The 14,423-nt window shown below is 32.9% G+C and carries 15 protein-coding genes; 13 read left to right on the forward strand and 2 right to left on the reverse strand.

Annotated features, from left to right (window positions below):
• Positions 1–7 precede the first annotated feature (7 nt).
• From spoVAC to ABDZ69_RS05685, 5 genes are all read left to right on the forward strand, one after another.
• Positions 8–487, forward strand: coding sequence for a stage V sporulation protein AC (spoVAC, locus tag ABDZ69_RS05665; protein WP_343767557.1), 480 nt, complete (start codon positions 8–10; stop codon positions 485–487).
• Positions 488–1,489 carry a stage V sporulation protein AD gene (spoVAD, locus tag ABDZ69_RS05670; RefSeq protein WP_343767560.1) on the forward strand — a complete coding sequence of 334 codons (1,002 nt, stop codon included), beginning with the start codon at positions 488–490 and terminating at the stop codon, positions 1,487–1,489. It begins immediately after the preceding gene.
• Between the two features lie 19 nt (positions 1,490–1,508).
• Positions 1,509–1,862 carry a stage V sporulation protein AE gene (gene spoVAE / locus ABDZ69_RS05675; protein WP_343767561.1) on the forward strand — a complete coding sequence of 118 codons (354 nt, stop codon included), beginning with the start codon at positions 1,509–1,511 and terminating at the stop codon, positions 1,860–1,862.
• A 38-nt stretch (positions 1,863–1,900) separates the two neighbouring features.
• Entirely contained in the window at positions 1,901–2,107 is a 207-nt protein-coding gene (locus ABDZ69_RS05680) for a DUF1657 domain-containing protein (RefSeq protein WP_343767564.1), read from the forward strand.
• A 169-nt stretch (positions 2,108–2,276) separates the two neighbouring features.
• Positions 2,277–3,095 (forward strand): methyl-accepting chemotaxis protein, encoded by an 819-nt coding sequence (locus ABDZ69_RS05685; protein ID WP_343767566.1) that lies wholly within the window; start codon positions 2,277–2,279, stop codon positions 3,093–3,095.
• Positions 3,096–3,154: 59 nt separating this feature from the next.
• On the opposite strand, the gene ABDZ69_RS05690 is transcribed toward ABDZ69_RS05685, so the two are convergent.
• A complete protein-coding gene (locus ABDZ69_RS05690) occupies positions 3,155–4,054 on the reverse strand; it encodes a hypothetical protein (protein ID WP_343767569.1) in 900 nt (299 codons plus the stop codon).
• Between the two features lie 158 nt (positions 4,055–4,212).
• Here ABDZ69_RS05690 and ABDZ69_RS05695 point away from each other — a divergent pair, with 158 nt between their 5' ends.
• The 3 genes from ABDZ69_RS05695 (at position 4,213) to ABDZ69_RS05705 (ending at position 7,952) form a co-directional block, all read left to right on the forward strand.
• Positions 4,213–5,733, forward strand: coding sequence for an N-acetylmuramoyl-L-alanine amidase (locus ABDZ69_RS05695; RefSeq protein WP_343767572.1), 1,521 nt, complete (start codon positions 4,213–4,215; stop codon positions 5,731–5,733).
• Between the two features lie 129 nt (positions 5,734–5,862).
• Entirely contained in the window at positions 5,863–6,456 is a 594-nt protein-coding gene (locus ABDZ69_RS05700) for an FMN-dependent NADH-azoreductase (RefSeq protein WP_343767574.1), read from the forward strand.
• A gap of 209 nt (positions 6,457–6,665) precedes the next feature.
• Positions 6,666–7,952 (forward strand): glycoside hydrolase family 10-like protein, encoded by a 1,287-nt coding sequence (locus tag ABDZ69_RS05705; protein ID WP_343767576.1) that lies wholly within the window; start codon positions 6,666–6,668, stop codon positions 7,950–7,952.
• 57 nt (positions 7,953–8,009) lie between these two features.
• Here the strand turns inward: ABDZ69_RS05705 and ABDZ69_RS05710 are convergent, their stop codons facing one another.
• Positions 8,010–8,834 carry a CAP domain-containing protein gene (locus ABDZ69_RS05710; RefSeq protein ID WP_343767578.1) on the reverse strand — a complete coding sequence of 275 codons (825 nt, stop codon included), beginning with the start codon at positions 8,832–8,834 and terminating at the stop codon, positions 8,010–8,012.
• A 273-nt stretch (positions 8,835–9,107) separates the two neighbouring features.
• Here ABDZ69_RS05710 and ABDZ69_RS05715 point away from each other — a divergent pair, with 273 nt between their 5' ends.
• From ABDZ69_RS05715 to ABDZ69_RS05735, 5 genes are all read left to right on the forward strand, one after another.
• The gene (locus ABDZ69_RS05715) at positions 9,108–10,337 is read left to right on the forward strand and encodes a sensor histidine kinase (RefSeq protein ID WP_343767581.1); all 1,230 of its coding nucleotides are present in this window, start codon (positions 9,108–9,110) and stop codon (positions 10,335–10,337) included.
• 12 nt (positions 10,338–10,349) lie between these two features.
• Entirely contained in the window at positions 10,350–11,387 is a 1,038-nt protein-coding gene (locus ABDZ69_RS05720) for a response regulator transcription factor (protein ID WP_343767584.1), read from the forward strand.
• A 236-nt stretch (positions 11,388–11,623) separates the two neighbouring features.
• Positions 11,624–11,902, forward strand: coding sequence for a propanediol utilization microcompartment protein PduA (gene pduA, locus ABDZ69_RS05725; protein WP_343767587.1), 279 nt, complete (start codon positions 11,624–11,626; stop codon positions 11,900–11,902).
• Positions 11,903–11,922: 20 nt separating this feature from the next.
• Positions 11,923–12,720 carry a propanediol utilization microcompartment protein PduB gene (pduB, locus tag ABDZ69_RS05730; protein ID WP_343767590.1) on the forward strand — a complete coding sequence of 266 codons (798 nt, stop codon included), beginning with the start codon at positions 11,923–11,925 and terminating at the stop codon, positions 12,718–12,720.
• Between the two features lie 29 nt (positions 12,721–12,749).
• Positions 12,750–14,414 carry a propanediol/glycerol family dehydratase large subunit gene (locus ABDZ69_RS05735; RefSeq protein ID WP_343767593.1) on the forward strand — a complete coding sequence of 555 codons (1,665 nt, stop codon included), beginning with the start codon at positions 12,750–12,752 and terminating at the stop codon, positions 14,412–14,414.
• Positions 14,415–14,423 lie beyond the last annotated feature (9 nt).

The following is a 14,423-nucleotide window of genomic DNA, read 5'->3' on the forward strand; positions in this document are numbered from 1 at the left end:
TTAAATTATGTCTAATAAAAAAAAGAAAAAGCTAACTCCCCTTCAGCAAGAGTATCAAGACTTTGCTAAGGATAGAGAACCTAAGCGTCCAGTAATTAAAAATTGTATAAGAGCTTTTTTTGCTGGTGGTATTATATGCACAATAGGTCAAATATTACAGTGGGTTTTTATTACGTATTTTAATTTTGATGAAAAAACTGCCGGTAATCCTGTATCTGCTGTTTTGATAATAACTTCTATTTTGCTTACAGGATTTGGAGTTTACGACCATATTGCGCAATGGGCTGGAGCAGGTACTGCTGTTCCTGTTACTGGATTTGCAAACACTATGGCCTCTGCTGCCATAGAACATAGAACTGAGGGATATGTTTTAGGAGTTGGAGGAAATATGTTCAAACTCTCAGGTTCAGTAATAGTTTTTGGAGTTTTTTCCGCTTTTATTGTTGCTATAGTGAAATTAACTATAAAATGGTTAGGTGGGATGTAAATGCTGAAAGGTCATCAAACATGGGTTTTTGAATCAAAGCCAGTAATAATTTCATCAGCGGCTGTTGGAGGTCCCTTTGAAGCTCAAGGAGCTTTAGCAGAGGATTTTGACATTCTTCATGAAGACGTATGGTTAGGACAGGATAGCTTTGAGAAGGCAGAAAAAAAGCTATTAGAGCAGGCTTGTGAAACGGCAATTAATAAGGGGAAAATGAAAAAAGAAGATGTTCAATTTTTTATAAGCGGAGATTTGATGAATCAAATTATATCTAGTACTTTTACTGCTCGTACACTAGGTGTGCCATTCTTGGGTATTTTTGGTGCCTGCTCAAGTGCTATGGAAGGCTTAGCATTGGCTTCATTGTTAGTTGATAGCAAAGCGGCTAAATATGTTGTAGCAGGTGCGTCTAGTCATAATGTAGCAGCGGAAAAACAATTTCGATATCCTACAGAATATGGGGGGCAAAAGCCACCTACTGCTCAGTGGACGGTAACAGGGGCAGGAGCGGGGCTAGTAGCTCAAGATGGTGATGGACCAAGAGTAACTTCTGCTACTATTGGTCGAGTAGTTGATATGGGACTTACAGACCCATTTAATATGGGAGCAGCTATGGCGCCAGCAGCAGTGGACACTATAGAAGCTCATTTCAGAGATTTAGATATAAAACCATCTTATTATGATTTAATTGCGACAGGAGATTTAGGAAGTGTTGGTCATAGGATTGCCGGTGATTTATTAGATAAGCATGGGTTGAAAATTCCAAGGGAAATATTTACTGATTGTGGATTGTTGATATATAAAAAGGATCAGCCTGTTATGGCTGGAGGAAGTGGATGTGGTTGTTCTGCTACAGTTACTTACGGACATTTACTTAATCGTATGAAAAAAGGTGAACTAAAAAGAATATTGGTTATAGCTACGGGAGCGTTATTATCTCCACTATCTTATCAACAAAAGGAAAGCATTCCTTGTATTGCACATGCAGTATCCATAGAGATGTAAAGGGAGGTGTGTGTTTAAATTGGCAACTTTTTTTTGGGCATTTATAATAGGTGGGGTTATATGTGTTATTGGGCAAATAATGATGGATGTTTTTAAGCTTACACCTGCTCATACAATGAGTACATTGGTTGTAGTAGGGGCAATACTCGGAGGGTTAGGTTTATATGATCCACTAGTAAAGCTTGCGGGTGCAGGTGCTTCCGTACCAATAAGTAGCTTTGGTAATTCATTAGTTAAAGGAGCTTTAGCAGAAGCTGAGCAAACAGGCATTATTGGAGTGCTTACTGGTATATTCGAGATTACAAGTTCGGGAATGTCAGCAGCAATAATTTTTGCATTTTTAGCATCCTTAATATTTAAACCTAAAGGTTAATACAAATACATATGAAATCTTTGAAGGAGGTGATATTTATGACAGTAGGAACACAAATGCAACAGGCTATAGCTGGAATTCAATCAGCATCAGCTACTATGAAAACTTTTGCATTAGAAACAGAGGATAAAGCAGCTAAAAAAGACTTTCAACAGCTAGCTCAAACCTTTGACGACGCACTAGAAGTGTTAAAGGGAAGACAAGAATATATTGAACAACAAGAACCACAATATAAAAATCAATAATTAAAAGAAAGAAGTTTATATAGGATAAACTTCTTTCTTTTAATTATGATATAAATTAAAACTTTAAGTGAACTAAGTTTTAATTTATGTTATAATTTACCGTGTGGATATAGTATAAAAATTAATATAAATCAATATAATTGAAAAAAATTAGCAGGGAGTGGTAATAATGAATCCGATTTTACAATCGTTAATTGATTCAGCCCCATATATTAACAAGATGAGAGAAAATGGATATATGGTTGGAATAACTGATAGAGAGAAGTCTTTAGTTTTTATACCAAATAAAGTAATTGATATTCATATGAAACCTAATCAATTATTACCTAATGACGATCCTATGATTCATGCAATGAATACAGGAAAACCCTTTGAAGTAAAGGTTTCAAAAGAATTATATGGAGTACCATTTAAAGCTTATTATTGTCCTGTAAGAGATGAAAACAATAATATTATAGGGGGATTTGCTTTAGGGCGTGAATTAGAAATAGAAGAAAAGGTACTTGAACTATCTGAAGCATTATCTCAATCTATAGGACAAATAACCAGTGGTTTAAATCATATAGCCAAAGGTTCGCAAAATCAAGAAGAAATCAGTGAAAAGATGGTAGAAACTGTTGAAAAGGCTACAGAAAAATATGAAGAAACGGATAATATAATAAATTTTATAAAAACTGTTTCTAATCAAACAAACTTATTATCTTTAAATGCTCAAATAGAAGCAGCTAGAGTAGGAGTGGCAGGTAAAGGTTTTGCAGTAGTTGCTAATGAAATGAAAAAACTAGGCAATAGTAGTGGACAAGCAGTAAGTAATATAGGAAATATAATTACAGAAATAAGAAAATCTAATGATACAGTAAACGAATTAGTTGATCAAAATAGCATTATTGCTAGTGAACAAGCTGCAGCAATGGAGCAAATATTAGCAAATATTCAAGAGTTAAATACTAGTATAATATCTTTAAAAAAAATATTAGCGAAATTATAATATAAATATAAAGAAAGGTGACAATCAATATATTGGCACCTTTTTTCAATAACTACAAACTAATTGTTAACAATATTTTTTCTATATAAATTAACAGCTTCTGTTAATTTATAATTATCTTTTTCTAATACTTCCATGAAATCTTTTAAAGTTTTTATGAATATACTGTCACTATCTTTTTTTATGGCATTTAAATAAGCTTCCTTTGCTTCGGGAACTATAATGTTTGTGTCATAGTTAAAAAGAGGAGTGTTATTAGCTCCGATTAGGGCAAAAGTTAAGTAATTTTTATATAGACCTTTTATATCATTAACTTTTGTAGACTCTTTATAAGTATTAATAAACTTTTCTTGATTTAAAGCTCTAGCTATTATTTCCTCCCAACCAATCATAAGTGCTGCATCCTTTGCAGGAACATTGTTGGATTCCACAGCCATTATGTCTATATATTCTTTTATATCTGAAGATACATAAGAAGAATATTTTTTATAAAATTCATAATTTATAATTGGAAAAAACACTCCCTCAGCAGCTTCTACTCTATACCCACTGTCTCGTGTTTCTACTAAAAGCTCTTTTAACTCTTTACCTTCTATAGAATCAATTTTACGAATGTCAAAGTCGGCTTCATAAACTTTTCTCATTTCTTCTTGTATTCCCTTGGTTTTATAGAACTTATCTTCTATTATAGGTAAATTCTTTTTAAGATTTTCTTCAAGGGAAATAATCATTGAAGAAGCATCTTCTTTTGACAGATCTGCAATATTATCATCGATGAATTTAATAACTTCTTGAGGTTTTGAATCCTTTGAAGTTAGGGTTTTAAATTCACTTATTATTTTTTCTTGGGAAGTCTTAGTATTATCAATATTCTTGGAGTTGGTTTGTACTCCGCATCCCGTTTGAAATACTACTAATCCAATTGTTAAAGATAATAAAATTTTCTTTAAAGATTTCATTATATTCATCACCTTCCATTAAGTTGTATAAATAGTAATACGGCATTTGTTTAAAATAGTATTAAAATAAGTAGTTAAAAATTCCAATAAATACAATAAGAATAATGATAAAGTTTATGCTACAATAAATAGGATACTTAAAATGAGGAGGTAAATTGATGCTCTTAAGAAAAAAAGTTTTACTATTTATTTGTTGCTTTATATCTGTATTGTTTATGCAGGGCTTTAAAGTATCAGCAGAGGCTGAAATCCAAAGATTTGGAGGTGCTGATAGGTATGAAACCTCCATAAAAATATCTCAAAATAACTTTGAAACTACGGATTACATTATATTAGTTTCAGGTGGAGATTTTCCAGATGCTCTAAGTGCAGCTCCTCTATCTAAAAAGTATAGTGCCCCTATTTTACTTACTAAAAAAGATGAACTAAGTGAAGAAAGTATTGAAGAAATAAAAAGATTAAATGCGAAAAAAGCCTTTATATTAGGGGGAGACTTAATTATATCAGAGAGAGTAGAAAAACAATTAGCGGATATCAATGTAAGTCCTACTAGAATATATGGAAAAGATAGATATGAGACAAGTTTAAAGGTGGCACAGGTTTTAGGGTCATGGAAAGAAGCCTTTATAGCATCAGGAGAAAACTTTCCCGATGCGGTTTCAGCAGCACCAATTGCGGCACTAAAGGGCATGCCTATAATTTTAACTAAAGGAAAAGAACTACCCAAAAGTGTCAAAGAGTTTGTTCGTGAAAATTCTTCTCCTATGTACTATATTGTAGGAGGGCAAGGTGCTGTCAGTGAAGCTGCTGTAATTAATGATATTGCTCATTATAAAAGGTTAGAAGGTAAGGATAGATATAAAACCAATGAAGCGGTAATTAATGAGTTTATTAATGAAGTAGTTTTTGAAAATACATATATAGCAAGTGGACAGGCATTCCCAGATGCATTATCTGGAGCAGCGGCAGCGGTTAAAACTTCTTCTCCTATAGTTTTGGTAAGCAAGAATTACGACGTAAGAAATTCAATAATTAAAGAAAATTTGGATAAAATACTTACGTTAACTATACTAGGGCAAAAGGGAGTCATTTCAGACCTGTTGGCCAACAATATATTGAGCGGTGGAAAAATCAAAATCGTAATAGACCCGGGGCATGGAGGATCAGATCCAGGAGCCATAGGGCCTACAGGAAAGCGTGAAAAGGATGCAAATCTTGCAATATCATTGAAACTTGGAGAAATACTAAAAGAGAATGGCATAGAAGTGGTATACACTAGAGATAGCGATAATGTCACTTGGTCCTCTGATACTAGGGAAAACTTGCAAGCGCGCGTGGATATTGCAAAAAATGAAAATGCACATTATTTTGTATCAATACATAATAATAGCGCAAGTAGCTATGCTTATGGAACAGAAACATATTATTATGGAGGAAATGAGGAGAGTAAAAAATTAGCTCAAGGCATACAAAGTGAATTGATAAAATCTACAGGTTTGTATGATAGAAAGGTAAAAACAGCTAATTTTTATGTGCTTAAAAACTCAGACATTCCAGCAGTTCTAGTAGAAGTAGCCTTCATAAGTAATGCAAAAGAAGAAAAGTTGTTATTTAGTGATGATTTCCAAAGAAAAGCTGCACAAGCAATAGCTGATGGAATACTAAATACTATTAATTAAAATACTCCTAACTAATAATTATATGATTATTAGTTAGGAGTATTTTGTTTTGCTTTGAAAGATCTCAGAGGATTATTTACATCATCCCAGGGAATAATAATTTAAAATAATATATGTAGGAGGAAAGATATGAGCAAACTTTTATATATTAAAGCTAATCCGAAGAGGGATGAGGACTCCAATACCTTTAAGATCTCTGAAAGCTTTACTGAAGCTTATAAAAAGGCTAATCCTAATGATGAAATTATTACATTAGACTTGTACAAAGAGGGAATTAAATTTTTAGATGAAGAAATGCTAAAGGATATGTTTAGTGGCAAAGACACAATAATGTTAAAGTATGCAAAAGAGTTTTTGCAAGTAGACAAATATGTTATAGCTGCTCCGATGTGGAATTTAGGTAGTCCAGCAATTTTAAAGGCATATTTTGATTATGTAACTTATGTAGGAATAACCTTTAAATATACAGAGCAAGGAGCAGTTGGATTATTACAAAATAAAAAGGCTCTATTTATTACAACAACAGGAGGAAATTATACAGAAGCTCCTATGAAAGATTATGAAATGGGGGAACGGTATTTAAAAACTATTCTAGGTTTCATGGGTGTAACAGATTTTACTACAATTTCATCAGAGTTAACTAATGTATTACAAGGAGAAGAACTCGATAAATCCATTAATGAATCTATTGAGGAAGCTAAAAAATTTGCAAGTAGGTTTTAATAAACATAAGGTTGTTGAGGATTTGTATTTATCAACAGCCTTAATAGTTTTAGGGATATTTTAAGCATTAAAGGTATTATTTACTATAAAAATCAACTTCCAAATATATCATAAGTCCTTTATAATAATTTTAGGTGAACACTATCGTAAATAAAATACGTATTATAAATAAAATGGACTTGCTTAAGATAAAAATATGGGAGGAAGATATGAAGAAGTATTTAATTTTAGTTGTAATTTTTATAACCATGTTAGGAAATAATTTTAAAGTTTATGGTAAAGAAGAAAATAAAGAGGTGAGGGCGGTATGGTTAACTACTGTATACAATATAGATTGGCCTGCCAGCAAGGACTATAATAATATAGAAGAGCAAAAATCCTCCCTATCTCAAAACATGCAATTTGTTAAAGAACAAAATTTAAACACCGTGTTTTTTCAGGTAAGAGGCATGGGAGATGCTCTTTTTCCATCCAGTTATGCTCCATGGTCAAGATATTTAACAGGAGTTTTTGGAAAAAACCCAGGATATGATCCTTTAAAACTAGCTTTATATCAAGCACATAGAAGAGGATTAGAATTTCATGCTTGGTTTAACCCATTTAGAATTGATGCTAATGACAAAACATTCAATAAAGAAGCTTACATAAGTAGTTTGCCTACAGGAAGTCCTTTAAAAAATAATCCCAATTGGATAGTAAAGTACGGTCAATATCACTGGCTAGATATAGGTATACCAGAAGTTAGGGATTATGTAATGAATATAATACTTGAAGTGGTCAAGAATTATGATGTAGATGGAGTTCATATAGATGACTATTTTTACCCTTACCCTATAAAAGGAATAGAGTTTCCGGATAACAATACCTATGCAAAATATGGTAAGGGGTATTCTAATATAGGAGATTTTAGGCGCGACAACGTTAATAAATTTATAAAAGAACTTAATAACAAAATTAAGTCCATAAAACCAGGGGTGAAATTTGGAGTGAGTCCTTTCGGGGTGTGGAGAAATGGAACAGCCTTAGGGGGAACTCCCACCAATAGTTTAAGTAGCTATGATTCTCTATATGCAGACTCAAAAAAATGGGTAGAGGAAGAGTGGATTGACTATATAGTTCCTCAGATATACTGGGAATTTGAAAATAAAACTTCACCCTATGGAATTTTAGTAGATTGGTGGTCAAGGATAGTTCAGGGGAAAAGTGTAAAGTTATATATAGGTCATGCTGCCTATAAGGTAGGAGAGAGCGCTACCTATGGAGCGGCCTGGGGAAAAGGCTCAGAGATGGAAAATCAAATTAAATATGCAAGAGATAAAAAGAACGTTAATGGAAGTAGTTTTTTCTCTCTAAGGGATTTAAAAAATAATAAGTTAGGAATGACTACTACATTAAAAAACATATATTCCTCTCCATTGAATATTAATAAGAATAGTTGGGTTATAGAAAATACTAAGGTCAAACTATATTTTAAAAAAATAAATTGGGGCTTTTAAACCTTAAATAAAAAACTGGTACCTAAATTTATAGGTGCCAGTTTTGTTTTATCTTGTCTATTTGGGTTTACTTACAAACATTTGTGTAAACATGTTGCCGTAAGGTCCTCCACCTTTAATGCCTATACCGATATGAGTATAATCAGGACTTAGAATATTTTTTCTATGACCTGGAGAATTCATTAACGCATTATGAGCGTTTTGAACGTTCTGATTACCAGCGATATTTTCTCCAGCTTGAGTGTATTTAATTCCAAAGGACTTCATCATATCAAAAGGACTTCCATATTTAGGGGAGTTATGGCTAAAATAATTATTATCTATCATATCTTGAGATTTTAGTCTAGCTACATTAGTTACTTGCATATCAATTGATAAAGCGGGTACATTATTTTGAGCTCTAGCTTCGTTTATTAGTTTAAGCATTTCTTGTTCTGCATCTGTTAATGTAGTAGCATTATTTTGTGCAGTGGGTGTCTTTGGTGATGTTGTACCTTGGGATGGTGTAACGGCGTTTTCAGCAGGAATGTCTGCTTTTTTATCATCCACTACTATAGGTTTGCATTGTTCCTTAGGTACAAAACCAATATTATTATTTGGAAGTTTTACTGCAAACCAATCTGCAACTTGACCTGTTACGTCAAAGGTACTATCCTTGCCAGGACTTTGAAGCACAGGAGCATTATCATTACATCCAGCTTTAATATTTGCTCCGTTTCCGGTAATCTTTATCTTTTCAATATTTCCCATTCTATTTACAGAAGATTCTACACCTCCTATAGGTTGCTGCTGTTGTTGCTTTTGACTTTGATTATTAACTCCGCAAGAAGTCATAAAAACACAAGAAAGTGCTAATGTTAAAGTAATAATTTTTTTATTCACAAAAATACCTCCTTAAATATAATAATTTAATTCCCTTATTATTATTAGGAGAATAGAAATTTTTATTAGTAATTTTAAAGGTTTAATTAATGGGTAGGCTATAAAGAAATTCTATATTTCATAATAGTTGGAAAATTGCAATTTCAAAAGACTGATATTTAGAGGAAATTTAAAGATAATATAGAATATAAAACAATAAATGGTATATTTTCTTAAAAGAATTAATTGCAATTGTTATACTTACTGAATTCATTAATTAGAGGGGTGAATAATATGTTAATGTATAATTTAAAAGATATATTTGATATTAGTATATTACAAGAAATTCAGGATAGATTTTGTGAATCAACTGGGTTTTCGGCAGTTACAGTGGATTATACAGGAAGGCCAATAACCCGATATAGCAACTTTTCTTCATTTTGTAAGCTTGTAAGAAAGAACGAAAAACATCTTCAATTATGTCATAGGTCCGATGCTTATGGAGGAATTGAAGCTGTAAGGAAGGGCGAGTCACATATTTATATATGCCACGCTGGGCTTGTAGATATGGCAGTGCCTATTGTTTTAAACGGTCAATATCTTGGAGCAATAATGGCTGGTCAAGTGAAAATGAAAGAAAATGAATTAAGTGAATTAGATAATATAATGGAATTTACTAAGGGGATATTAGAAGATGAAGAAATAAGGAAAGCCTATGAAGACATTCCAGTAGTCACTCGTGAGAAGGTCGTTGCTGCAGCAAAGCTTATGTATGTTGTCTCAAACTACATAGTTGAAAAAGGCGCCATTAGCTTAATGCAAGAGAAGCTAAGTAGTAAAAATAGAGAACTCATAGAGGAGATAAAGGCGCGAGAAAATCTGGAGAAAGCTTTGAAGGATAGCGAGATGAAAGCACTCCAGCTTCAAATTAAGCCTCACTTCATGTTTAATGTTCTTGATAATATAGCTAGTCTTGCCATGATAGAAAATGCTGAAAGAACAAGAGAATTAGTATATTTATTTGCGGAAATAATGAGATATATAGTAAAGAACGCAGATAAAATAGTTAAAGTTAATGAAGAAATAGACGAAATTGAAAAATACTTAAAAATACAAGCTATTAGATTTGGCGGTAAAATAAATTATAATATTGATATAGATGAAAATATAAAAGACATAGGTATACCTTCAATGATAATTCAGCCCTTTGTTGAAAACTCTGTAATTCATGGAATAGAGAAAAAGGAAGGCAACGGTTCAATAGAAGTTTTAGGATATTCTTTTGAGGAGAATATAATATTTGAAGTTAGGGATGATGGCGTTGGAATGACAAAGCACCGACTAAAGGAAGTTATGGAATCATTTGAAGCAAAGACTATTGTAGGAAAATCTACGGGATTAGGGATAGCAAACGTTAATAAAAGAATTATGTATACGTATGGAAGTGAATATAAGGTTAGTATTAAAAGCAGTCCAAATATAGGAACAACGGTTATAATAAAAATACCAAGAATTTTTACATAAGGGAGCGAGGATGTGTGTAGAATTGTTTTGGTTGAAAATGAATGTTTGACAAGGGAAGTGCTAAAAATAATTATTTCAAAAAATATAAGAGGAGCATCTATAGTAGGAGAAACTGACAATGGAAAAGCTGCAGTACATATGTGTGAAAAACTTAAGCCAGATATAATTTTTATAGATGTGAAAATTTCTGGAATTAATGGATTAGATGCTTCAAAGATTATTAGAAACAAAAATAAAGATATAATTATAATATTTCTTACGGCATATGAAGAGGAGGAAATTATACAAAACTATATAAATTCAGGAGGGAATGATTATATTTTAAAGCCATCTAGACCAGAGAAAATTATAAGCATGGTAAACAAATATATGGACAAACTTAAAAATAATGAGTTGATGACAACAGCTATGAGAAAAGAACTTATTGGATTTATTATAGATCAAGACTATAGCTCATCGAAGAAAATATTGAATGAAATTTTAGACAATCTTCAGGTTATATATAGTGAAGAAATTTATGAGTTTAAATTATCTTGTAAAGAAGTTGTTGGTGACATAATTGGAGCCTTTGATACATTGAATCTAAAAGCTGATAAATTAAAACTTGACCATATTAAGTTTTTTAGTCAAGTACCACCACTTGTAGATTATTATTTAATAAGGAGGTGGGCCTTTAAGGTGTTAGATGCGGTGTTTGAAATAATTATAGATAACAAAAAAACAAATGATGATAACAAATTGAAGGTAGCACTTAACTATATTGAAAAGAATTATTTGAAAAAAATAAATTTGTATGAGGTAGCTGAATATATAAATTTTAGTCCATTTTATTTAAGTAAACAATTTAAAAAAGAAATAGGTATTAACTTTATTGAATATGTTACAAAACTAAAAATGGAGAAAGCTAAGGAATTATTGGCTAACACCAACATGCCTATTATAAATATAGCATTGGAACTTTCTTATAATGAGCAAAACTATTTCAGTAGAGTTTTTAGGAAGCATTTTAAAATGACACCATCAGAATATAGAGATAAGATACATAGATAGAAGAGCCTGCATTTATTGCAGGCTTTTTGTTTTGAAAATTATAGATAGGTAAAGTTAATGATAATTTTTTGTCCTTTTGAATTGAAATGAAAAATTCATTAATTAAAAACAAGACATATTTTTATCCTTAGAGGACAAGTATGTGTAAAGTAAAAAACTGTAAGTGTTAGTATTATATACTATATAAACGATTTACACAGTTATAAAAATAATATTAAGTATAAGGGGGAAAGATTATGACAAATGAAGCATTGGGAATGATTGAAACAAAAGGCTTAGTTGGCGCTATTGAAGCTGCTGACGCTATGGTAAAATCAGCAAACGTTAACCTTATTGGCTATGAAAAAATTGGTTCAGGACTTGTTACAGTGATGGTAAGAGGAGACGTAGGCGCTGTAAAAGCAGCGACAGATGCAGGGGCAGCAGCAGCTGGTAAAGTTGGAGAGGTTATATCAATTCATGTAATTCCAAGACCACATAAAGAAGTTGAAAGTATATTGCCTAAAACTGTTTAAATAGTAAGGAGGTATAAAAAATGTCAGAGTTATTAGTAGAAAAAATTATGGAACAAGTAATGAAAAAGGTGGGAGAGAGCAAAGTAGAAGAAAAAGTTTGCTCAGCACCAGTAAAGAATTTTACAGCAGCAGGACTTACTGAATTTGTTGGAACAGCAATTGGTGATACTATAGGACTTGTAATAGCTAATGTAGATTATAACCTTCATGAAGCTATGGGCATTGATAAAAAATATCGCTCAATAGGTATACTTGGTGCTAGAACAGGGGCAGGACCACATATATTTGCCGCTGATGAAGCAGTTAAGGCTACAAATACAGAAATTATATCTATCGAGCTTCCAAGAGATACAAAGGGTGGAGCGGGTCATGGATCTTTAATAATATTTGGTGCAGAAGATGTGTCCGACGTAAGAAGAGCTATTGAGGTAGCATTAAAAGAATTGGACAGAACCTTTGGAGATGTTTATTCTAACGAAGCAGGACATTTAGAGTTTCAATATACAGCAAGAGCAAGTTATGCTTGCAATAAGGCTTTTAATGCTCCAATTGGAAAGTCCTTTGGAATTATTGTTGGAGCACCAGCTGCAATAGGAGTTGTTATAGCAGATACAGCTGTAAAAGCAGCTAGTGTAGAAGTAATTTCCTATTCTTCACCAAGCGGGGGCACAAGCCATAGCAACGAGTCTATTTTAGCTATCTCTGGTGATTCAGGTGCAGTAAGACAAGCTTTGATTGCAGCTAGAGAAGTTGGAATTACCTTACTTGAAGCACTTGGAGGTGCAAGTGCGCCATCATCTACAAAACCATATATTTAATGAAATAATTCCTAGAGGGAGGGAGCAAAATGAAATCAAAAAGATTTGAAGTACTTGCTAAACGTTCTGTCAATCAAGATGGATTTGTAAAGGAGTGGGCTGATGTTGGTCTTATAGCAATGAATAGCCCTAATGATCCAAAACCAAGTGTTAAAATTACAAATGGTAAGATTGTTGAACTAGACGGTAAAAAGAGAGAAGAATTTGATTTTATAGATAGATTTATTGCTGATTACGCTATAAATATTGATAGGGCTGAAGAAGTTGCTAATATAGATTCGGTTAAACTTGCAAAAATGTTATGCGATGTTAATGTTCCACGAAATGAAATTATTAAGCTTACAACTGCAATGACACCAGCAAAAGTAGTTGATGTTTTAGAGAATATGAACGTTGTAGAAATGATGATGGCTCTTCAAAAAATGAGAGCAAGAAAAACTCCATCGAATCAATGCCACGTTACAAACTTAAAAGATAACTGTGTTCAAATTGCAGCAGATGCGGCAGAAGCTGCAATAAGAGGATTTGATGAGATGGAGACTACAGTTGGTATAGCTCGTTATGCTCCTTTTAACGCAGTAGGACTTCTTGTTGGCTCTCAGACAGGTAGAGGCGGCATACTTACTCAATGTGCAGTAGAAGAAGCAACAGAGCTAATACTAGGGATGAGAGGATTAACTTGTTACGCTGAAACAGTTTCTGTTTACGGTACAGAACAAGTATTTACAGATGGAGACGATACTCCATGGTCAAAGGCATTTTTAGCATCTGCATATGCTTCAAGAGGACTGAAGATGAGATTCACATCTGGTACAGGCTCTGAAGTTCTTATGGGAAATGCCGAAGGAAAATCCATGCTTTACTTGGAAGCTAAATGTGTTTTTGTTACAAAGGGTGCAGGAGCTCAAGGACTACAAAATGGTTCAATAAGCTGTATTGGCGTACCAGGTGCAGTACCTTCTGGTATTAGAGCTGTCCTAGCTGAAAACTTAATTACCACTATGCTAGATATGGAAGTAGCATCTGGAAATGATCAAACTTTCTCTCATTCAGATATAAGAAGAACAGCAAGAACATTAATGCAAATGCTTCCAGGAACTGACTTCATATTCTCGGGTTATAGCGCAACTCCAAATTACGATAACATGTTTGCAGGCTCTAACTTTGATGCAGAAGACTTTGATGACTACAATATACTTCAAAGAGATCTTATGGTTGATGGTGGATTAAGACCTGTTTCAGAAAGTGAAGTTGTGAAAGTTAGAAATAAGGCAGCAAGAGCCCTTCAAGCTGTATTTGAAGAATTGGGCTTACCAGCAATAACAGACGAAGAGGTTGAAGCAGCTACCTATGCTCATGGAAGTAAGGATATGCCAGATAGAAATGTAGTTGAGGATTTAAAAGCTACACAGGAAATGATGAATAGAGGAATAACAGGACTTGATGTAGTAAAAGCTCTTTCAAAACATGGATTTGAGGATGTGGCTGAAAACGTTCTTAATATGTTAAAACAAAGAGTTTCCGGTGACTATTTGCATACATCATCAATTATAGATAAAGACTTTAATGTAATAAGCGCAGTAAATAATCTTAATGATTATGCAGGGCCTGGAACTGGATATAGAATTAGCAAGGAAAGATGGGAAGAAATTAAAAATATACCAAATGCTAAAGGGCCAGCAGATTTTCAATAATTAGTGTGA

The sequence above is a fragment of the Clostridium malenominatum genome (assembly GCF_039521365.1).
Lineage (GTDB): Bacteria > Bacillota > Clostridia > Clostridiales > Clostridiaceae > Clostridium_AW > Clostridium_AW malenominatum.